Origin of the sequence: Haematospirillum sp. H4485 (assembly GCF_012102745.1) — a bacterium.
Taxonomy (GTDB): domain Bacteria; phylum Pseudomonadota; class Alphaproteobacteria; order Rhodospirillales; family Rhodospirillaceae; genus Haematospirillum.
Genome location: NZ_JAAVSY010000001.1, coordinates 425,442 through 446,379 on the forward strand (window position 1 = coordinate 425,442; position 20,938 = coordinate 446,379).

Here is a 20,938-nt window from a genome sequence, read left to right on the forward strand (position 1 = left end):
TCTTGAGCATGAGCACCCTGATCTGGCTTTTTGCCGGAACCTCGCTGGCTGCTTCAAGCAATACCGATGCATATGTGGAAGGTGATATCATCGAGAAAGCGGAACCATCCCTGGTCATGATGGCAGAGACGATCAGAAAGGGGCTACGTACAGGCTATGTCCTGATTGATATCAAAACAGGAGCCGTCCTGGATGCGGAACAGGCACGAGAGACCTTCATACCAGCCTCTGTAGCCAAGATCCCTTCTCTCATCGCTCTGACAAGCCTGACTGATGTGACAAAAAGGCCCAAGACCCGTATTATTGCAACGGGCCCCGTTAACAAGGGTGTTGTGCGTGGGAACCTGGTCCTTGTCGGCAGCGGGGATCCGATGTTTGATACACCTGCAGCAGAAAAAATGGTTGGTGATCTGAAAAAAAAAGGAATTAAAAGCATAAGTGGAAGCTTCCTTTTTTATGATGGCGCCCTTCCTCATCATCCTGCCATCAATGCCAAGCAGCCTGCCGATGCACCCTATAATCCCGGAGTTTCAGGATTATCCATCAATTTCAATCGCTATCGGGTGGCTTGGAGAAATGGTCAGGCAGAGGGGGTAGAAATTCCTCTCCGTCCCCTTCCCGTCAGCTCACAGCTGCTGGAATCAGCTGACACAGACAGAAGCCGCGAATGGCTGCCAGTCAATAATCCCGGTCCCTTTGCCGCAGCTGTCTTTCGTGCTGTAGCTGAAAAGAACGGCATCAAAATGTCAGCGCCCGAGCGCATTGACTCTATTCCAGATGGGACAGAATTAGTGTCCTACCTTGGAGATAGCCTGTACACAGCAATCAGCCGCGCCTTTCACTACTCCAATAATGTGGCCTTTGAAATGATGTCACTCTCCGTAACCGGTGAAAGGACGTTAGAGAAATCTGCAAGCGTACTGCTATCAAAGGTCAAGGATGTCATGCCTCACGTATCATGGACAAACGCAGAACTTCCTAATGCGTCTGGCTTGTCGTCCGAGGCCCGCATGTCGCCGGGACAATGCGCTGCAATGGTTCGTTACATGGCAACGACGCGCGTCAACGGCAAGCTACTGTCAGCTTTGCTTCCCGGCCTGAAACTGATCCCCTTCGGGAGACCCGATGAATTGCCGGAAAGCTCATCACCCCTGCACGCAAAAACTGGGACCATTTACTATGGCCGTGCCTTAGCGGGAACAATCCGGGCTGACAGTGGAAGGCAGCTTGCTTGGTGCATCATGAGCGATGATCAAAAAGAAAGATCTTTGTACGACGGCATGACAATTACAGAGCAACGAACAGAGCCGGTCCGGAATAATGTGCAAGCTTGGCTGATGGCCGCCAAACGGGCAGAGGCAGAGCTTGTCCTGACGTGGAAGTCGAAGTACTAGACCGCATCTTTCCTGGACCGTGTGCTTGATATGGAGAAGCTGAGAATAATCACAGGCACAATACCGGTAAGAACGATAGCCAGAGAAGCCAACGCGGCCTGTTCCAGCATTTCCTCACTGGCAAACTGGTAAATGTGCGTTGCCAAGGTTTCAAAATTGAAAGGACGAAGAAGCAAGGTTGCAGGCAGCTCCTTCATACAATCAACAAACACCAGAAGAACTGCTGTCAAAAGGCTGCCCCTTAGCATAGGGACATGCACAGCCCAAAGAACACGTCGCGGTGAACAGCCAAGTGTTCGAGCCGCCATACCCAGAGAAGGCCGGATACGACCAAAGCCTGCCTGCACAGTGCCAAGAGAAAGCGCCAGAAACCGGATCACATATGCCACAACAAGACCAATAAAAGATCCGGACAGGATCTGCTCCATCGAAATACCGAATGTTCCGGAAACCCACTCCTGCAAGGCTGTATTGAAATAACCAACCGGCACCAGAATACCAACACCCAGAACCGCCCCTGGAATGGCATACCCTAAGGATGCTGACTGTACGAAGAAAGAAGCCAGTTTCCGCCCCCGACGTATAGTGCCTGCATATCCCATGAACAAGGCAAGAAGGGCTGCCACAGCCGCAGCAACAGATGACACCAGCAAGCTGTTCAAAGCATAATCAGCAAATTGTGGGGTCCAGCTTTCTTCAAAGCGCTTGACCGCAAAAAAAAGAAGCTGAAGTGCTGGTATAATAAAACCCAGAACAACAGGCAGCGCACATATCAGAAGTGCCATCCACCGCCGTATACCCGGCAAAGAGAACCGAACCAAGGACATACGGCGGGTTGACAGATCATGATAACGACGACCACGCCGGCCATATCTCTCCAGGATAATCAGGGACACCACAAAAAATAGAAGAACGAGAGAAACCTGGGCGCCACCACCCAGATTACCCATAAGAAGCCAGACATTAAAAATGCCTGCAGTTAACGTTCTGACTGCAAAGAAATCAACGGTTCCAAAATCGTTCAGCGTCTCCATAAGGGCCAAAGCCAATCCAATGACCAGAGAGGGACGCGCCATCGGCAAAGCAATCCGGAAAAAGCTTTGCCACGGGGTGCATCCCAAGGTCCGGGCTGCTTCCATCACCGCAACTGATTGATCAAGAAAAGCTGAACGTGCCAGAAGATAAACATATGGATAGAGGACCAATGTCATCATCAAGACAGCCCCACCCAAGGAACGAACATCCGGGAAATAGTAATCCCGGGCAGACTGCCAACCAAATAATGCCCGAAGAGCTATCTGCACAGGCCCTGCATATTCCAGAAGATCGGTATAGACATAAGCAAGAACAAAAGCCGGAACAGCCAATGGCAAAAGCAACGCCCACTCAAGCACAGCACGGCCGGGAAAGCGACACATTGTAACGAGCCATGCTGTTGATGTACCAATCAGAAACGTCCCAACTCCAACACCAATCATCAGCAAAAGCGTATTGCGGATATAACCGAACAAAACGGTATCAAAAAGATGTGGCCATATGTTCTCAACCGGGAAGAAGGCGAGATACGTAACGGATACAACGGGCAACAAAACAATACAGGCCACGGCAAAGCTGCCAAGAAGCCAATAGTTTGGAGCAAAAAAGGCCCGGATGGACGTAGCCCACCCGGCTCCTTTGGTCGTGTCAGGCACAACTGTATACGCGCGCATTATGCCCCGGCGTTGAAGTCAACTTCATTAATCAGTTTCAAGGCATCGGTGCGATAACCTGCGACTTCGGCCAAACGAATTATATCAGCCTTGAAGTCACCCCACGCACGAACGGTTGCAGACCATTCAACACCGGGCTTGACGGGATACTCGTTATTAATCTCGGCGTACATTTTTTGTGCCTCGTCTGATGACAGGAATTCCATCAGCTGAATGGCATTCTCGCGGTTCGGGGCAGATTTGGTCAGAACCATACCCGACACATTCACGTGCGTCCCATTCCCTTTCTGGTCCGGAAAAACAATCCGCACGGCTTCTGCCCAAGCCCGTTGTTCAGGGTCCTTAATCATCGCAGCCATGTAATAGGTATTACCTATGGCAATATCACAAACGCCCTCTTTTACAGCCTTGACCTGGGAGCGATCATTGCCTTGAGGCTTGCGCGCAAGATTGGCCTTCAGGGCCTTCAACCAATTGCGTGTTGCATCAACACCCTTATGGGCAATCATGGCTGCCGTAAGGGCAACATGATAGTCACTGTCGCCGGGACGCGTGCAAATGCGCCCTTTCCACTTGGGATCGGCCAATTCGGCATAAGAAGAAATTTCACCAGGCGGAACACGGTCCTTGGAAACATACAAAACCCTTGCACGGGATGTCAGTGCCCACCAAGCTCCATCAGGAGCGTGATACTGTTCCGGGATGTTATCTTTCAGTGTATCCGTCAGAACAGGCTGCGCCACACCGGCCACGACCAAGTCGTTCAACCGCCCGATATCAACGGTCAATACCAGATCAGCGGGACTTCCCGGCCCCTCCGCCTTCAAGCGTTCTTCAATACTTTTTTTGTCAAAGACTGTATTGACCCGAATGCCGGTCTTGTCAGTAAACGCCTTGAGCATGGGCTCGATCAGGAAAGGCTGACGGGCCGAATAGACATTCACTTCCCCAGCCAGGGACGAACAAGAAAACAGAAGAAGCGCTGCAAACGAAACAGCACCAGGCAAAGAGCGGGCAGTGAACATTACGGTGCTCCCGTCCATAAAAGATAAGCGCGACTGCCCTGAAAGAATACCGGCACAACTCATGCAGAACGATGTGCTCAATACATCAAGGCAGTGAAAATAGTTCGCAGTGTCATCTAACAGATATGGCGTTGAATGGCAAGCCAGAAGAACAAAAAGCCGCGTTACCGGCTATTCCGGATCTTGGCGAATGCGTACTGGCGTGGCATGGTGCATGCCTTGATACAGCCATGCATATGATTGATTGCCCCATGATCTCGAAGACACTTCAGCTCTTTAATTCCCTTGGACGTGAACTGCGCGAATTCACGCCGATTGACCCTGATCATGTGCGTGTCTACTCCTGCGGGCCAACTGTTTACAACTATGCTCATATTGGCAACCTCAGGGCTTATGTCTTTGTTGATGTCCTGCGCCGTACCTTGGCCTGGAAAGGCTACGACGTGACGCACGTCATCAATATCACCGATGTCGGCCACCTGACGTCCGATGCCGATGAAGGCGACGACAAGATGGAAGCTGCCGCAACCCGGGATCAGAAATCCGTATGGGACATTGCGGCACACTACACCCTTGCTTTCAAAAACGATTTGCAACGCCTCAACATCATGCCCCCATCACTGTGGTCGAAAGCGACAGACCATATCCAGGAAATGATCGCTTTCGCCAAGGTTCTGGAACGGAATGGCACAACATACATGCTGGAAGACGGCCTGTATTTTGATTCATCAAAAGTCCCGGACTATGGGCTTTTGGGATTGCTCAATCTAGAGGGACAGGAAGCCGGAAAGCGTGTCGCTCATGGTGGCAAAAAGAACCTTTCAGACTTCGCTGTCTGGAGAAAAAGTCCCACCAACGCAAAACGATTGATGGAATGGCAGTCTCCGTGGGGGACAGGTGCGCCCGGGTGGCATCTGGAATGCTCTGTCATGGCGGCAAAGTATCTGGGAAAGACATTTGATATTCATACGGGCGGCATTGACCACCGTAGCGTTCATCACTGCAATGAAATTGCCCAGAACCAAGGCTACAGCCAGTGTAGTCATCCAGGTGCGAACTGGTGGATGCACAATGAATTTCTTGTTCTGCGTGCCGAAGGCGGGGACGAGAAGATGTCAAAGTCAAGTGGCAACTTTCTGACGCTTCAGAGCCTTGTTGACCGTGGCATTCATCCGCTTGTTTACAGGCTGTTTTTGCTGAGTGCGTCGTACCGCTCGAGTATTGAGTTTTCTTGGGAGGCCCTTGCCGGAACCCGTGCACACCTGCGCCGGATGTTACTACGGATAGCACGGGTCAAGGAAAACGTGGACAATGGAACCATGCAACTGGCCAAGGCTATCACGCATGATGCGCACTTCCAGAGCGGGGGGCCGTTCACGTTCCTGATTGAACAACTGACGAATGAATCTACAGAAGAGGAACGTAATTATATCCTTGCTGTAGACCAAGCGCTCTCCAGTGACCTCCATACCCCGGAAGTTCTGGTTGTACTGGGAAAAATTCTGGACGATCCAGCCCTGACTCCACAGGCAGTCATTCGCCTGGTTGCGCTGGTCGATCTTGTCCTTGGGACAAAGCTGCTGGATACTGACCCGGATGCGCTCTCCGTACGCCCACTGTCAGCATCCATAAGTGAAGATACAATTATACAAAAAATCGTCGAACGTACCGAAGCCCGTAGGCTAAGGGATTTTGCGCGTGCAGACCAAATAAGAGAGGAACTTCTGGCTGCCGGTGTCGAGATTAAGGACACCACAGAAAGAACCGATTGGGAGTGGAGGGTTACGCCTCACGAATCATGAGGCGGCAAACTTTTGTGTAGGCTTTACGTTCACCCAGTCTGTGAATGCCGAGCTTGGCATGGGCTTGGCAAACAGGTAGCCTTGGCCGATCTCACAATCAATATCTCGCAGAAAGCTGGCGTGAAACTCGCTTTCAATCCCCTCGGCAACGGCCTTTAGACCAAGGCCGTGCGCCATCTTGACGATGGTGCGCGTCATGGCCTGATCATCAGTATTCTGGTCCAGATAGCGCACAAAAGATTGGTCCACCTTCAGGGTAGTCAATGGAAGCTGGCGTAGGTAGGACAAGGAAGAATACCCCGTACCAAAATCGTCCAAAGCAATGGAAATTCCAAGCTCACGGATGGCATCAAGAACATTCTTGGCCTGCTCCAGATCATGAAGAAGGGCAGACTCTGTAATTTCAACTTCCAAGCCGATCGGATCAAGCCCTGTTTCACCCAGAAAGCGTTCGACAAGACCTGGAAGATCAATGCCAGAAAACTGACGGCCGGAAACGTTAACCGCAACAACGATATCATAACCCTTCTTACGCCAAGCCGTGCAATCAATCATGGCCTGCTTCAGAACCCACTCACCTACCGGAACAATTGCGCCCGTCTCTTCCGCAACAGGGATAAACTGCCCCGGAGAGACAAACCCCATTTCGGGATGAATCCAGCGGACCAATGCCTCCATCCCGATAGCAACACCATCACTGAGTCGAAGCTTCGGCTGATAGTAGAGTTGCAACTGATTACGCTCGACAGCTCTTCTCAGCTCACGTTCAATGCCATGACGTTTTGCCGCTTCTTCTTCCAAGGCAACGCTGAACGGATAGTGATCAACACCATGCCGACGGCCCGTAATCATTGCAAGCCCTGCACGCTGGACCAAACGGTCAGCCTCAACACCATCGTCCGGATAGACACACGTGCCGATGCGGGCATCCAAAACGACTTCTACCCCATCATAGACAAGGGGCTGAGAGAAGTATTCCAGAACCTTGCGAACGCAAATATCAATGTCACCACCGGGAACATACACAAAGAAATCAGAGCCACCCCAGTACCCCATCAGTGAATCTTTTGGCATGCGATCGCGCAATTCCTCTGCGCAGGATCGTAACACCATTTCACCAACAGCAGGCCCCATGACATCGCTGACATTGCCCAGACGTTCAATGGCAACCAGCATAACAAGACCTTTCCCCTTTCCTTCCATCCGGGCCACGTCACGCCGTATGGATGCACGGTTAGGAAGGCCGGTGATCAAATCATGGCTGGCCATATGAGCCAGCTCCTGCGTTCTCTCGCTTACGACCTCTTCCAGAAGAGAGGCATGTTCACGGCGCTCGTTATAAACCAGCTTGGTTTCCAGCGTATTCCGAATGCGGTGCAGAACCTCGGCCTGATCAAATGGCTTGGACAAGAAGTCCTTTGCCCCTCCAGCCAATGCCTTGATCCGCGTTTCCTCGTCGGTTTGTGCTGTCAAAACAATAATGGGAAGGTACTCTTTTATTTCGCTTGTAATTCTCGCCATTACTTGGTGCCCATCCATAAAGGGCATGCGAATATCAAGAAGAACCAGATCCGGCGGTGCTTTCAAAATCGAGTCAAGAGCAGCAACAGGGTCTGTAAACCCCTCGACAGCCTCGTACCCATCTGCCTCCAGCATTGCCTGAAGCAAAAGAACGTTTGCCGGCGTATCGTCAACAACGACGATCCGTGCAGACCGGAGCACCTGTTCACCAGCATTCATGCACAGACCCCCCCTAAAAGGGACAAGACGCTACTGGCAGAACTGACCGGTGACAGTCAGACAACACCCCCCAGATATGCGACAAGCCCTAGCGCTATTGTGCTATGCGCTGTCTCCCGCTGTCCATAAAAGCCCTGTTAGAGCCTACTCCTGTTTCTTGGCGGCAAAAATCTGAGCATCAACAACCGAAAGTGCCGTCATATTCAACAAACCGCGTACGGTAACCGATGGCGTTACGATGTGTGCAGGATGTCCAAGCCCCAACAAGACTGGCCCCAAAGGCAATCCGTCCCCCAACACCTTGATCATGTTAAAGGAAATATTGGCCGCATCAACAGAAGGTGCAATCAGCAGGTTTGCCTGCCCGTTAAGACGACTGCCGGGGAATATACGTTCACGTATGTTTTCAGACAAAGCAGAATCGGCGTGCATTTCCCCCTCTATCTCCAGATCAGGGGCTGCCTGGTTAACAAGGTCCAATGCCTTGCGCATTTTCAGGGCTGAAGGGCTATTGGAAGTCCCGAAATTCGAATGTGACAGCAATGCTACTTTCGGCTCTATACCAAAACGACGAACCTCATCCGCAGCCATCAAGGTAATGGCGCAGAGTTCCTCCGCTGTCGGATCATGATTAACGTTGGTATCCGCAATGAAGAAAGTACCTTTCTCCAGAATAACCGCATTCATGGATGCGCAGACAGCAACGCCTTCACGCAACCCCAGAACATCGCGCAAATTTGTCAAATGCTCGACATAACGCCCTGCCGTCCCGCAGATCATGGCGTCAGCTTCGTTACGTCGCACCATCATGGCCGCAAAAATGGTGGAGTTTGAACGAACCAACATACGGGCGTGCTCAGGCGAAACACCTTTCCGACGCATCAATCTCCAATACGCATCTGAAAAGTTGTGATAGCGGGGATCCCTTATAATTTCGATAATTTCGATATCCTTGTCCGGGCGCATCCGCAAACCCAGATTGGCGATCTGATCTAAAATGGCTGAACGACGACCGATTAACAGAGGGCGCGCAACACGCTCATCCAGAGCGGCTTGAGCTGCACGAAGAACGCGATCATCCTCACCTTCTGCATAAACAACACGGCGACATTCCTGCCGGGCCCGATCCATAACCGGGCGCATTGTCTGGCCAGAACGAAAAACATACTGCCCAAGATCCTGCCGATACCGCTCCAGATCAGCAATGGGGCGGGTTGCAATGCCTGTCTCCATGGCCGCCCGTGCAACTGCCGGGGCGATAACCTGTATCAGGCGGGGATCAAACGGCTTTGGAAGGATGTATTCAGCCCCGAAACCCAGCTTCTCTCCAACATAGGCGCTGGCCACGACATCATGCGTTTCAGAGCGTGCCAGTTCTGCAATAGCTTCCACACAGGCAATTTGCATCGGCATGTTGACATCTGTTGCCCCAACGTCCAGCGCCCCTCTGAAAATAAAAGGAAAGCACAAAACATTATTGACCTGGTTGGGATAATCCGACCGTCCTGTCGCGATAATGGCATCATCCCTTACCGCTTTTACCTCATCGGGCATGATCTCGGGTGTGGGATTGGCCAGCGCCATGACAATTGGCCGGGGCGCCATTCCTGCAACCATGTCCTTGGCAAGGACACCGGGACCGGAAAGCCCAAGGAATACATCAGCCCCTTCCATCGCCTGACCTAACGTGGTCGAACGTGGCAAATCAGACCGGGCATAGACCGACTTATGAGGATTCATATCCTCTACACGATCCGCATACACCAGCCCAAACTTGTCGAACAGCGTGACATTCTCACGCTTCAACCCCATACCAACCAGAAGATTAAGACAGGCCAGACCGGCAGCGCCACCCCCAGTCGATACCAGCTTTATGTCTTCGATCTTTTTCCCGACCAAATGCAACCCATTGTGAACGGCAGCACCAACCACAATCGCCGTACCATGCTGATCGTCATGGAAAACGGGAATCCCCATCATGCCGCGCAAACGGGTCTCGACCTCAAAGCATTCAGGAGCCTTGATGTCTTCCAGATTAACGGCACCAAAAGTTGGTTCGAGCGCGGCAATAATGCGCACCATATCGTCGGCTGTCTCAGCGTTGATCTCTATGTCAAACGCATCGATACCAGCAAATTTCTTGAAAAGGGCCGCCTTGCCCTCCATCACCGGCTTGGCAGCCAACGGGCCAATTGCCCCCAAACCCAGAACAGCGGTGCCATTGGTCACGACAGCAACCATATTGCCCCGTGATGTCACATCATAGGCAGCAGCAGGATTCTCCACGATTGCCCGACACGCCGCAGCAACTCCCGGCGAATAGGCCAAGGCCAAATCACGCTGGGTTGCCATTGGCTTTGTCGCAACAACGGCAATCTTTCCTGGTCGCGGCGAGCGGTGATAGTAAAGGGCGAGATCGTCAAGGTTTTCATTCGGAGTTTTCATCACAGCCCGAACCAGATGTTTGCGAGTCAGAACTGCCTGACTGTAAAGGCTGTTTGTGCGCCTGACCAGCGTCATTCCGATGTGCGCGACACATTGTCAAGAAACGGCAAATATTGTGCTGAATTCAAGCCCGGGTAGATCTTAACGTACACATATGTGTATCAGTTATGAAAATTCCATAATCACCTGATCAACCGAAATAGAACCACCTGCGGCGACATGAATCTTTTTAACGGTTGCATCCTGTTCGGCACGCAGGACATTTTCCATCTTCATCGCTTCGACAACAGCCAATCTTTCCCCCGCCTTGATGGTCTGCCCCTCGGACACATCAATGCTGATCAGGAATCCCGGCATTGGAGACAGCAGAAATCTGGAAAGATCAGGCTTGGCACGAGAGGGGATCATGCGATTCAGCGCAGCAACATGCAGATCAAGAACGATAATATCGGCACAGAAGCCATCGACATGCATCTGAAAAGACGTACCTTTACGTTCCACCTGCGCCACAACGCCTTTTCCATTCACCGTGCCATGCCATATGGGATCATGAATCTGCCATCCCGATACAACATGATGAGCAAGCCCCCCACAGAAAACGGACCACGCATTCAACCCCTCAACACACGACTGACGCTCAAGCTTGACCTCCAGATCGCATGAACCAGAAAAACAAACAACAACACTGTAGCTTGTCGCCTGTTTAGACACGTTTCCATTTTGAGTTGGAAACAGAAATACCCTTTCTGTGTGCAAACGATGAACAACGGCCATGATACAAGCCATCGTAACCCTGTAGGCCGAAGACGGAGCCATCGACACGACCTCCTGCCCATGTGCATCCACGAAACCTGTGGTACAGGCACCAGCCATGAACGTCTTGTGACGTACAATAGAGCACAAGAGCGGGATATTGCTGGTAATGCCCCGAATGTAGAAACCCCCGAGTGCAGTCTGCATACCACGAATAGCGGCGCCCCTGTTCTGCCCCCATGTCACCAGCTTGGCAATCAAGGGATCATAGTGGACAGAAATCTCCCCCCCTTCACAAACACCACTGTCAACCCTGACCCCGTTCTCCGGCTCCGGTTCACGGTAACGAACCAGACGACCACTGGAAGGGACGAATCCACGCCCAGGATCTTCGGCATAGATACGACTTTCCATCGCCCATCCCTTCAGGACAATCTCGTCCTGGGACAGGGTCAGACGTTCCCCGGCTGCAATCCGTATCATCCACTCAACCAAGTCAAGGCCGGTTACACATTCTGTAACCGGATGCTCGACCTGAAGACGGGTATTCATCTCAAGAAAATAGAATTGCCGTTGTTCATCGACAATAAACTCAACCGTTCCTGCAGAGCGGTAGTCAACAGACCGAGCCAACACCACAGCCTGATTAACCATGGCCTGTCGCAGGGGACCATCCAGAAAAGGAGAGGGTGCCTCTTCCATGATCTTCTGGTGGCGTCTCTGGATAGAGCATTCTCGTTCATAAACATGCAAACAGGTTTCACCATCGCTGAGAATCTGGATCTCTATATGCCGTGGATTGCTGATATACTTTTCCAGTAGTAAACGATCATCGCCAAAAGCAGAGCGGGCTTCAGAAGCGGCATGACGAAAGCCCTCCCGGACATCCGCTTCGGTATGTGCGATCCGCATCCCCTTGCCACCCCCACCGGCAGAGGCCTTGATCATGACGGGGAGCCCAATATCATTTGCAATACCAACCGCTCGATCCTCTGTTGACACCGCTCCGTCATAACCGGGTATGACAGAAAGCCCTGCTTTCCTGGCCAGCTCCCGGGATCGAATTTTGTCTCCCATCAAACGGATGGCCTCAACCGGCGGACCGATAAAAACTATACCTTCTTTTTGCAGAGCCTCAGGAAAAACACTGTTCTCCGAAAGAAAGCCATAGCCGGGATGAACAGCGTCCGCTCCGACATCACGACAAGCCCGGACGATACGATCAATCAGCAGATAGCTCTGCCGCGCCGGGGCAGGACCAATGCACACCGCCTCATCAGCCATATCGACATGAAGGGCACCTGCATCAGCTTCTGAATAAACAGCGACGGTTGCAATGCCCATTCTGTGGGCAGTGCGGATAATGCGGCAGGCAACTTCACCACGGTTTGCAACCAGAATTTTTCTGAACATGCTTCCCCTCCTATTCGCCGCATGTCCATTTCAAAGCGGAATATTGCCGTGCTTGCGCCATGGATTTTCTATTTTCTTTCCGCGCAGCATAGAGAGTGATCGACACAAACGTTTCCGTGTTGCATGTGGCATGATGATATCGTCAATGAAACCGCGAGCACTGGCCACGAAAGGGTTGGCAAACGCACGACGATACTCGTCTGTGCGAGACTGTATTTTTTCATCATCATTACGCTCATGACGAAAAATAATTTCAACGGCACCCTTGGGTCCCATCACCGCAATTTCAGCTGTCGGCCAAGCATAATTGACATCGCCACGCAGATGCTTGGATGCCATGACATCATATGCTCCTCCATATGCCTTACGGGTAATGACCGTTACCTTGGGAACCGTTGCCTCGGCATAGGCATACAACAGCTTGGCTCCGTGCCTGATAATTCCCCCATGCTCCTGCGTTGTACCGGGTAAAAAACCCGGTACATCAACGAATGTAACCAAAGGAATATCAAAGGAATCACAGAAACGGACAAAGCGTGCGGCCTTGCAGGCACTGTCAATGTCAAGACATCCTGCCAATACAAGCGGCTGATTGGCAACCAACCCAATAGGTTGTCCATCCAGACGGCCAAACCCTGTCATGATGTTGCGGGCATGATCAGGAGCAATCTCATAAAAATCACCCTCGTCCACCACTTTGGTGATCAACTCCCGCATATCATAGGCTGCATGTGGATTGGCCGGTACAAGCGTATCAAGCGAGGGTTCAACCCTGTCCACAGGGTCCGGCGTTGGACGCTCCGGCGCCCTGACACGGTTGCTTGATGGGAGGAAATCAATCAACCGTCGCACTTCGAGCAACGCCTCGACATCTGTTTCAAACGCCAGGTCTGCAACCCCTGACCGTCCCGTATGGATCACAGCTCCCCCAAGATCTTCGGCTGTCACGGTCTCATGTGTAACCGTCTTGACAACATCCGGACCTGTTACAAACATGTACGATGTTCCCCGGACCATGGCGATAAAATCAGTCATCGCAGGCGAGTAGACAGCCCCACCCGCACATGGGCCCATGATGACGGAAATCTGCGGAATAACGCCGGAGGCCAAGACATTGCGCTGAAACACGTCAGCGTATCCGGCAAGGCTATTCACCCCTTCCTGAATACGTGCCCCCCCTGAGTCATTCAGCCCGATAACCGGTGCACCAACGCGCATTGCCTGGTCCATGATCTTGCAGATTTTCTCGGCATGTGTTTCCGATAGGGAACCACCAAAGACCGTAAAATCCTGACTGAACACAAAGACGACACGGCCATTGATCGTCCCGTATCCGGTTACAACACCATCACCGGGAACAGGATCTACCTCGGCCATGCCGAAGTTGGTACACCGATGTTCCTTGAACATGTCCCATTCTTCAAAAGAACCCGCATCAAGAAGAACTGCAAGCCGCTCCCGCGCTGTTAACTTGCCTTTCTTGTGCTGAGTATCAACACGTTCCTGCCCACCCCCCATACAAGCAGCAAACCGCTTGTCTTCAAGTTGCCTCAAAATATCCTGCATGGGCGCACCTCGCTTCCCGGACAACAGAACTGGCAATGGCACTCAATAACGACGGCAACCTTCCCAACAGGGATGACACCGTTGCCTATTTTTGAGGCATAGCGTAGAAAACAAGTCATTTCAGAGTGAAAAAGAATAAATCAACAGAGTTATCCACAGATTGCGTGGACAGGTCACTGGGCCGTCCAGCCCCCATCGACCGACAAAGTCGTTCCTGTGATGTTATGGGCAGCATCCGAACACAAGAAAGCAGCCAAAGCCCCGATATCTTCCGGTGCAGAAAACCTCATGGAAGGCTGCTTCTCCCCGACAAGAGAACGAACACCGTCGTCCAATGTCCCACCAATGGCCTTGGCACGGGCCTCGATCTGTGGCTCGACCAACGGCGTACGCACCCACCCCGGACAAATAGCATTGCAGGTAATATGGCCCTCGGCATTTTCCAAGGCCACAACCTTGGTCAATCCGACCAGACCATGCTTGGACGCCACATAGGCCGCCTTGTTGACAGAAGCCACCAGCCCATGCGCCGATGCAATATTGATGATACGGCCCCACCCGTTTTTCTTCATGCCCGGCAAGGCCGTCCGGATGATATGAAAGGCAGATGATAGATTGACAGAGAGAATTTGCTCCCACTTCTCGACAGGAAAGGCCTCTACAGCCGAGACAAACTGTATTCCTGCATTGTTGACCACGATATCAACGCTTCCAAAGGCCTTGATTGCCTCATCGACCAGAAGCGAACACTCGTTTGGCTTGGACAGGTCAGCCGGACAGAGACGCACATCCACCTTATAGCGCCCCTCCAGCTCACCCCTTGTTCTTTCCAGGGCAGCAGCATCACCAAGCCCGTTGAGCATGACACGCACACCCTGCGCTGCCAAGGCTGAAGCGATTCCAAGCCCTATGCCGCTGGTTGATCCCGTCACCACCGCCGATTTACCCTTGAGCATAACCCCCTCCCCCTTTTCCTGTTCAGTCGGACTATTGTCAGGCCCCCCCGGACCTGAACAAGGTCTCGGCAGCCTGCCTGGCTGAAACCTTGTTTCCGATAACCCCACGCACACGCACAACCTCTGCCTCAAGGGTCGTGATATAATCCTGCAACTGCTCTATACTCATGGCATCCAGATCAGGAAAACAGATCAGGGCCGCTTGTGAAAGAGGATCATCCATGTCCATCACGGTTACTCCCCCGTATCGCACATGGACAAGAAAGTATCAGACCCTGACAGCACCGCAAACCTTCCACTTTCATCAGGACTCTCTTTTCTCATGTCACAGCCCGATCTCATGCGCTGCATAGAAATTTCCGCTCCCGGTGGCCCTGATGTTCTGTGCTTGGTAACGCGTGCAATTCCGACCCCCAATGCAGGGCAAGTCTTGGTGAAAGTCGATTACGCAGGGGTCAATCGCCCGGACATCCTGCAACGGGAGGGAAAATATCCGCCTCCGCCGGATGCATGCGATCTCCCCGGACTGGAAGTCTCCGGCACCGTTGTTGCGACCGGACCGGATGTATCGTGGCCCCTGCCCGGTACAGACGTAGCCGCACTGGTGGCCGGGGGTGGATATGCCGAATATGCCGTGGCAGACAGCACCCTGTGCCTTCCCGTAGCGGGTACACTGAAGGCAGAAGAAGCAGCAGCTCTTCCAGAGGCCTTGTTCACAGTATTCCATAATGTCCTTGAACGCGGACAGCTTAAGCCCGGTGAAGTCTTTCTGATCCATGGGGGCGCCTCGGGTATTGGAACAACAGCGATACAGGTTGCCCGCTCCATTGGGGCAATCGTGTATGCAACAGCAGGGTCAGACGACAAATGCGCTACATGCCTCCGGCTGGGGGCAGATCTTGCAATCAACTGGCGCAAGGAGGATTACGCTGCAGTTATCAAGAAAGCAGGACGCGGCGTGGACGTCATCCTGGACATGGCCGGGGGCGAACGGATCCAGAAAGATATCCGTCTTATGAATCCGGACGGAAGGCATATCAACATTGCCTTTCTCGAGGGATCAAGAGTTGAGTTGGACCTTATGCCCGTCATGCTGAAAAGGCTGACCCTGAGTGGCTCTACCCTGCGTTCACAGTCCGCCACCGCAAAATCCAAGATGGCAGAAGCGATTCGACAGCAGCTGTGGCCCCAGGTTCTGAAGGGCGACATCCGTCCCCTGCTGCATAGCACATTTCCGTTGGAACAAGCGGCAGATGCCCACCGCCTCATGGAAAGACGCACCCATGAGGGGAAGATCGTGTTATCAAACAATTCAAAATAATACAGTCTTGGCAAATACCCCCAAACACTCCATATTTCCCCCTAATTCGTCCTGCAGCGGGGCACACCCCTTGTCCGGGGCTGCAATTTCCCGTAAAGAAGCACGACGCTTACCGTTCAAAGACACATCCGAAAGGGACAACACAATGGCGCTGCCTCTCATGCCGAAGGCAACGGCCGTCTGGCTGGTAGAAAATACATGCCTCTCGTTCGAGCAAATTGCCGCCTTCTGTGGAATGCACGAACTGGAAGTCCAGGCCATTGCCGACGGTGAGGTAGCTGGCGGGATCGTCGGTCTTGACCCCATCGCCAATGGTCAGTTGACACGGGCCGAAATTGCCCGCTGTGAGAAAGACGATGCCCTGCGCCTGCAACTTTCGGCATCTGATATTCCGCGCCCTCAGGCCCGCTCCAAGGGAGCACGTTATACGCCTGTGTCAAAGCGGCATGACCGCCCGGATGCCATTGCTTGGATCCTGAAGCATCACCCTGAACTGTCTGATGCCCAGATCTGCAAACTGATCGGCACCACAAAGCCGACTATTGAGTCAGTCAGAAGCAAGACACACTGGAATGCCACGGCCATCAAGCCGCGCAATCCGGTTATTCTTGGCATGTGCTCCGAAGCTGACCTGGAAAAGGAAATTGCCTTGGCTCCACGTCGTGCCGGCGGCACCGTTCCGCAGGTTGACTACGGCAACGAGCCGGAGGAAAAAGTCGAGCACCACACCCGCAAGGAACAGGAAGAAGAAATTCCTGCATTCCTCCGCAGCAAGCCAAAAGCGGATACGCGGGATGAGGATATCGAACTCTAGTCTTCGCCACACCATTTCCCTGGTAACAAAAAGGCCGCTGCGTACAGCGGCCTTTCTTGTGGTCAATCCATGGCCTGAAGGTCATCAATAAAGCCTTCAATCACAGACAATCCCTTTGCCCAGAAGCCAGGATCAGACGCATCAAGACCAAAGGGTTCCAGCAATTCCCGATGACGCAAGGTTCCCCCTGCAGACAGCATGTTCAGGTATTTGTCCTGGAAACCGGGCATGCCTTGCTCGTAAACACGATACAGACTGTTCACCAGACAATCACCAAACGCGTAAGCGTAGACGTAAAATGGCGTATGGACAAAGTGCGGAATGTAGGCCCAGTAATGCTGGTATTCCGCATCAAAGCGAAAAGCCGGCCCCAAACTCTCGGCTTGGGTCTGCATCCAGATTTCGCCAAGCCTGTCTGTCGACACCTCTCCCGTTGAACGACGCTCGCTGTGCACTCTTCTCTCGAATTCGTGGAAGGCAATCTGACGCACAACGGTGTTCAACATGTCTTCCACTTTTGCAATAAGCAGAAAACGGCGACGCCTTGTATCGGTCTCGGCATCCAGCATGGCGCGGAATGTCAGCATTTCCCCGAAAACAGAAGCTGTCTCAGCCAAAGTCAGCGGCGTATCAGACATAAAACATCCCTGACGGCCGGCCAGGATCTGGTGACAACCATGTCCCAGCTCATGGGCCAAGGTCATGACATCACGCCCTCTTCCCATAAAATTAAGAAGAAGATAGGGGTGTACACTCGGCACTGTTGGATGGGCAAAGGCACCAGATGCCTTGCCGGGACGTGCAGGAACATCAATCCACGCATTGTCAAAGAAACGCTGTCCGACAGCGGCCAGTTCAGGAGAAAAACGCCCATAGGCAGCAAGAACAAAGTCCGCTGCTTCCTTCCAGCCCCAGGTCCGGCTGCTGTCCCCTGGTACCGGCGCATTACGATCCCAGTAATCCAGAACATCAACACCGAACCACTTGGCTTTCATCGCATAATACCGATGTGACAAGCGCGGAAAGGCGTCCCGCACAGCAGAAACCAAAGCATCGACAACAGGCTCTTCAACCTGATTGGCAAGATTACGGGCAGCCATAGGGCTTTTGTAACCACGCCAGCGGTCATCAATTTCCTTGTCCTTGGCCAAGGTATTTGTAATCAGCCCGAACAGACGAATATTATCGCCCAGAACCTGACCGATACTTTTAGCGGCACTCTTCCGGCGCTGTGGATCGGTTTCCCCCAGCAGATGGGTGGCTTCCGTGATGGTCAGATCTTTTCCATCAACAGGAAAACGCAGCGACGCCATAGTTTCATCGAACAGACGAACCCATGCTCCGGCACCTGTAATTCCCTTCTCGCTCGACAGCTTTTCCAGTTCATCGGAAAGCTGGTGATTCTTGCTCAGACGAACATCCCGGATCCAGGGAGCATACCGTGCAACCACCGAATCTTCCGCCAACCGTGCAGCCAGCGCGGCATCATCCATGCGATTGATTTCCAGAACAAAGAAAAGCGTTCTGGTCTGAACCTCGGTCGCCTTCTCATTGATATCCTGAACAAACCGTCCTGTTTCAGGGTCGGTCACATGACCGGCATGCAAAAGTTGCGCATATGACAAAATACGGTACAGGCGCTCACACAAGGTTTCATATTCAACAATGGCGGCACCGAACTGTACTGCACTGAGCGCGCTGACTTTCCCTTGATAGCTGGCCTCAAATTTTTTGGATTGCGTGTCAACCTGACCAAGGTCCGCTGCCAATTCAGCGGAATCACGGCCCGGGTACAAATCTGACAGATCCCATTCCGGTACCCCGCTATGGGCTGCAAAACCCGTTCCCTCGCTGTCACGGTTGATGATTGGCAACATCCCATTATCTCCTTATGATCCCCGTTGATCCACGAGGCAGAACAAAAAGATGACGACAGCCTCTACACACCGTAAGCCCGTTGTGGTGCTGCCGCCCAGTTTATGGCACCCAGTGTGCCGAGACTCGAGGATTTCCACAAGACCGGACAACAAGACCGGCCCATCAGGAGAAGGCATTTGAGGGGACGTGCCGTCAATTATGAAACCATAACCAGTCTGGTTTCCATGTTCTTCGAACAGGCCGCATTCTTTGGTACCGCCCCCTTTCTATGGAGGGTGGTAAATGGATCTTACTGCCCGATAAGCTGGGAAGATGCAGCCATAACGGTGCGGTCCTTGGCCCATGGACTGACCGAAATTGGAATTAAAACCGGTGACCGTGTCGTCCTGGTCTCGGAAAACCGGCCGGAATGGTGCCTTGGCGATCTAGCTATCATGGCTGCTGGCGCTATTTCCGTTCCGGCCTACACAACAAATACACCCAATGATCACAGACACGTGCTGACTGATTCAGGTGCCCGCGCCGTTATTGTTTCCAGCGGTCGGCTGATGCGGCCTCTGTTGCACGCAGCGGCCCATATCGCACACCCGCCGCATGTTATCCTGATCAACGCGGGGGACCTGAAGCAAAATCCGGGGGTCTCGCTGTTCTTCTGGGACGACCTGATTGCAAGGGGAGCCAAGAAACAGCACCTTCCCTTGCCTACCCCACCACAACGTACAGACACCGCCTGCATCATTTATACATCGGGGACCGGTGGGGCACCCAAGGGGGTTATGCTGTCCCATGCCTCCATTCTTGCCAATTGCCGTGGCGCCCATGATGTTCTGGTCAAGCTGGGATTGGGGCAGGAACGATTCCTGTCCTTCCTTCCACTCAGCCATGCCTATGAGCACAGCGCAGGTCAATTCTTTCCGGTTTCAATCGGAGCGCAAATCTATTACGCAGAAAGCATTGATGCGCTTGGTCGCAATATGGCTGCAGCCAAGCCAACCCTTATGGCCGCCGTGCCGCGCATTTATGAAGTGATGCGGACAAAAATGCTGCGGTCCGCGGAAAAAAGTTCAGGACTCAAGGCTTGGCTGTTTCACAAGACCCTTAGCCTTGGCACAAAGCGATATTGTCATAAAAAACGACTTGGACCCTTGGAATTCCTGATAAATGCAGTCTGTACACATCTTGTACGGCGGAAAGTCGCAACAGGCTTCGGCGGGCACCTGAAGGCCTTTGTATCAGGCGGCGCTCCTCTCAACCCTGATGTTGGATACTTCTTCACAGCCTTGGGGATCCGCATTCTTCAAGGATATGGCCAAACCGAGGCAGGCCCCCTGATTTCAGTCAATACGCCGGACAATCCAAAAATGGAAAGCGTTGGCCCTGCCCTGAATGGCGTTGAAGCAAAGATCGCAAAGGATGGGGAGATTTGCGTCAGGGGCGAAATGGTCATGCAGGGGTACTGGAACAACCCGGAAGCAACGGCTGCGGTTATTGACCCTGATGGATGGCTTCATACAGGTGATATCGGGCATATCGACCCGGAAGGGCACATCTTCATCACAGACAGAAAAAAGGATATCATTGTCAATTCCGGCGGGGACAACATATCTCCGCAAAGGATAGAAGGTTTCCTGACATTGGAGCCTGAAATTGCACAGGCCATGGTTTACGGGGACAAACGTCCGCATCTGGTTGCCCTTGTCGTTCCAAGTGAAGAGCTGATCAGTGCTATTGCAGCAGAAAAGGGCGTGCCTCCCGATCTGACTGCACTAACCAAGGAACCGGAAGTACTGCGACGTATCAGCGCCGCCCTTGAAAGGGTCAACAAGGAACTCTCCACCATAGAGACCGTGCGCCGCTTTGTGATTGCCCCCGAAGCCTTCACCATCGACAATGCCATGCTGACACCCACCCTGAAAATAAGACGCCATGTTATCCTTGAGCGATGGAGAGCGACTCTGGATCAGCTCTATCGATCGTAACAGATAATTCTTGCCCGCCTGCAATACTTGGGCGCAAGCAAAACAATCTTTGTTCTTCTATGGACCAGAAGAAAACATAAAGATGCGCCGAATTCGTTGACCTCATCAAATCAGATTCCATAATCAGGTCAGCATGACAGTCC

14 protein-coding genes are annotated in these 20,938 nt (G+C 52.6%); 5 read left to right on the forward strand and 9 right to left on the reverse strand.

What is annotated here, in order from left to right; translation table 11 throughout:
- Positions 1-8: 8 nt before the first annotated feature.
- Positions 9-1,394, forward strand: a complete 1,386-nt coding sequence (locus tag HEQ61_RS02040; RefSeq protein WP_168018996.1) for a D-alanyl-D-alanine carboxypeptidase — start codon at positions 9-11, stop codon at positions 1,392-1,394.
- Here HEQ61_RS02040 and HEQ61_RS02045 read toward each other — a convergent pair.
- Positions 1,391-3,103, reverse strand: coding sequence for an ABC transporter permease (locus HEQ61_RS02045; protein ID WP_168018998.1), 1,713 nt, complete (start codon positions 3,101-3,103; stop codon positions 1,391-1,393). The two genes, HEQ61_RS02040 and HEQ61_RS02045, sit on opposite strands and share 4 nt — an antisense overlap.
- Complete coding sequence (locus tag HEQ61_RS02050) at positions 3,103-4,128, reverse strand: Fe(3+) ABC transporter substrate-binding protein (RefSeq protein ID WP_168019000.1); 1,026 nt, start codon at positions 4,126-4,128, stop codon at positions 3,103-3,105. Before HEQ61_RS02050 ends, HEQ61_RS02045 begins: the two co-directional genes overlap by 1 nt.
- Positions 4,129-4,253: 125 nt before the next feature.
- Between HEQ61_RS02050 and cysS the strand changes: the two genes are divergently transcribed.
- Positions 4,254-5,930 carry a cysteine--tRNA ligase gene (cysS, locus tag HEQ61_RS02055; RefSeq protein ID WP_245183050.1) on the forward strand — a complete coding sequence of 559 codons (1,677 nt, stop codon included), beginning with the start codon at positions 4,254-4,256 and terminating at the stop codon, positions 5,928-5,930.
- Here the strand turns inward: cysS and HEQ61_RS02060 are convergent.
- The 6 genes from HEQ61_RS02060 to HEQ61_RS02085 form a co-directional block, all read right to left on the reverse strand.
- Positions 5,925-7,670 carry a putative bifunctional diguanylate cyclase/phosphodiesterase gene (locus tag HEQ61_RS02060; RefSeq protein WP_168019002.1) on the reverse strand — a complete coding sequence of 582 codons (1,746 nt, stop codon included), beginning with the start codon at positions 7,668-7,670 and terminating at the stop codon, positions 5,925-5,927. The genes cysS and HEQ61_RS02060 overlap by 6 nt on opposite strands.
- Positions 7,671-7,814: 144 nt before the next feature.
- On the reverse strand, positions 7,815-10,115 hold the full coding sequence (locus HEQ61_RS02065) for an NADP-dependent malic enzyme (protein WP_168019004.1): 2,301 nt from the start codon (positions 10,113-10,115) through the stop codon (positions 7,815-7,817).
- A gap of 165 nt (positions 10,116-10,280) precedes the next feature.
- Complete coding sequence (locus HEQ61_RS02070; RefSeq protein ID WP_168019005.1) at positions 10,281-12,281, reverse strand: acetyl/propionyl/methylcrotonyl-CoA carboxylase subunit alpha; 2,001 nt, start codon at positions 12,279-12,281, stop codon at positions 10,281-10,283.
- Between the two features lie 30 nt (positions 12,282-12,311).
- Positions 12,312-13,847: an acyl-CoA carboxylase subunit beta gene (locus HEQ61_RS02075; RefSeq protein WP_168019006.1), complete on the reverse strand. Its 1,536-nt coding sequence runs from the start codon at positions 13,845-13,847 to the stop codon at positions 12,312-12,314.
- 173 nt (positions 13,848-14,020) lie between these two features.
- On the reverse strand, positions 14,021-14,803 hold the full coding sequence (locus HEQ61_RS02080) for a 3-hydroxybutyrate dehydrogenase (RefSeq protein WP_168019007.1): 783 nt from the start codon (positions 14,801-14,803) through the stop codon (positions 14,021-14,023).
- 37 nt (positions 14,804-14,840) lie between these two features.
- Positions 14,841-15,032 (reverse strand): DUF1192 domain-containing protein, encoded by a 192-nt coding sequence (locus tag HEQ61_RS02085; protein ID WP_168019267.1) that lies wholly within the window; start codon positions 15,030-15,032, stop codon positions 14,841-14,843.
- Between the two features lie 93 nt (positions 15,033-15,125).
- Between HEQ61_RS02085 and HEQ61_RS02090 the strand changes: the two genes are divergently transcribed.
- Both HEQ61_RS02090 and HEQ61_RS02095 read left to right on the forward strand, forming a co-directional pair.
- The gene (locus tag HEQ61_RS02090; protein WP_168019008.1) at positions 15,126-16,124 is read left to right on the forward strand and encodes an NAD(P)H-quinone oxidoreductase; all 999 of its coding nucleotides are present in this window, start codon (positions 15,126-15,128) and stop codon (positions 16,122-16,124) included.
- A 145-nt stretch (positions 16,125-16,269) separates the two neighbouring features.
- On the forward strand, positions 16,270-16,938 hold the full coding sequence (locus HEQ61_RS02095) for a DUF1013 domain-containing protein (RefSeq protein ID WP_168019009.1): 669 nt from the start codon (positions 16,270-16,272) through the stop codon (positions 16,936-16,938).
- A 62-nt stretch (positions 16,939-17,000) separates the two neighbouring features.
- Here HEQ61_RS02095 and HEQ61_RS02100 read toward each other — a convergent pair whose 3' ends face one another.
- A complete protein-coding gene (locus HEQ61_RS02100) occupies positions 17,001-18,815 on the reverse strand; it encodes a M3 family oligoendopeptidase (RefSeq protein WP_168019027.1) in 1,815 nt (604 codons plus the stop codon).
- 177 nt (positions 18,816-18,992) lie between these two features.
- Between HEQ61_RS02100 and HEQ61_RS02110 the strand changes: the two genes are divergently transcribed.
- Complete coding sequence (locus HEQ61_RS02110) at positions 18,993-20,795, forward strand: long-chain fatty acid--CoA ligase (RefSeq protein WP_322099168.1); 1,803 nt, start codon at positions 18,993-18,995, stop codon at positions 20,793-20,795.
- Positions 20,796-20,938: the final 143 nt, after the last annotated feature.

What these genes read in the sequence shown, in the direction of transcription:
- HEQ61_RS02040 (WP_168018996.1), top strand. Translation starts at nt 9, where the DNA reads ATGAGCACCCTGATCTGGCTTTTTGCCGGAACCTCGCTGGCTGCTTCA.
- HEQ61_RS02045 (WP_168018998.1), bottom strand. Translation starts at nt 3,103, where the DNA reads ATGCGCGCGTATACAGTTGTGCCTGACACGACCAAAGGAGCCGGGTGG.
- HEQ61_RS02050 (WP_168019000.1), bottom strand. Translation starts at nt 4,128, where the DNA reads ATGTTCACTGCCCGCTCTTTGCCTGGTGCTGTTTCGTTTGCAGCGCTT.
- cysS (WP_245183050.1), top strand. Translation starts at nt 4,254, where the DNA reads ATGGCGTTGAATGGCAAGCCAGAAGAACAAAAAGCCGCGTTACCGGCT.
- HEQ61_RS02060 (WP_168019002.1), bottom strand. Translation starts at nt 7,670, where the DNA reads ATGAATGCTGGTGAACAGGTGCTCCGGTCTGCACGGATCGTCGTTGTT.
- HEQ61_RS02065 (WP_168019004.1), bottom strand. Translation starts at nt 10,115, where the DNA reads ATGAAAACTCCGAATGAAAACCTTGACGATCTCGCCCTTTACTATCAC.
- HEQ61_RS02070 (WP_168019005.1), bottom strand. Translation starts at nt 12,281, where the DNA reads ATGTTCAGAAAAATTCTGGTTGCAAACCGTGGTGAAGTTGCCTGCCGC.
- HEQ61_RS02075 (WP_168019006.1), bottom strand. Translation starts at nt 13,847, where the DNA reads ATGCAGGATATTTTGAGGCAACTTGAAGACAAGCGGTTTGCTGCTTGT.
- HEQ61_RS02080 (WP_168019007.1), bottom strand. Translation starts at nt 14,803, where the DNA reads ATGCTCAAGGGTAAATCGGCGGTGGTGACGGGATCAACCAGCGGCATA.
- HEQ61_RS02085 (WP_168019267.1), bottom strand. Translation starts at nt 15,032, where the DNA reads ATGGACATGGATGATCCTCTTTCACAAGCGGCCCTGATCTGTTTTCCT.
- HEQ61_RS02090 (WP_168019008.1), top strand. Translation starts at nt 15,126, where the DNA reads ATGTCACAGCCCGATCTCATGCGCTGCATAGAAATTTCCGCTCCCGGT.
- HEQ61_RS02095 (WP_168019009.1), top strand. Translation starts at nt 16,270, where the DNA reads ATGGCGCTGCCTCTCATGCCGAAGGCAACGGCCGTCTGGCTGGTAGAA.
- HEQ61_RS02100 (WP_168019027.1), bottom strand. Translation starts at nt 18,815, where the DNA reads ATGTTGCCAATCATCAACCGTGACAGCGAGGGAACGGGTTTTGCAGCC.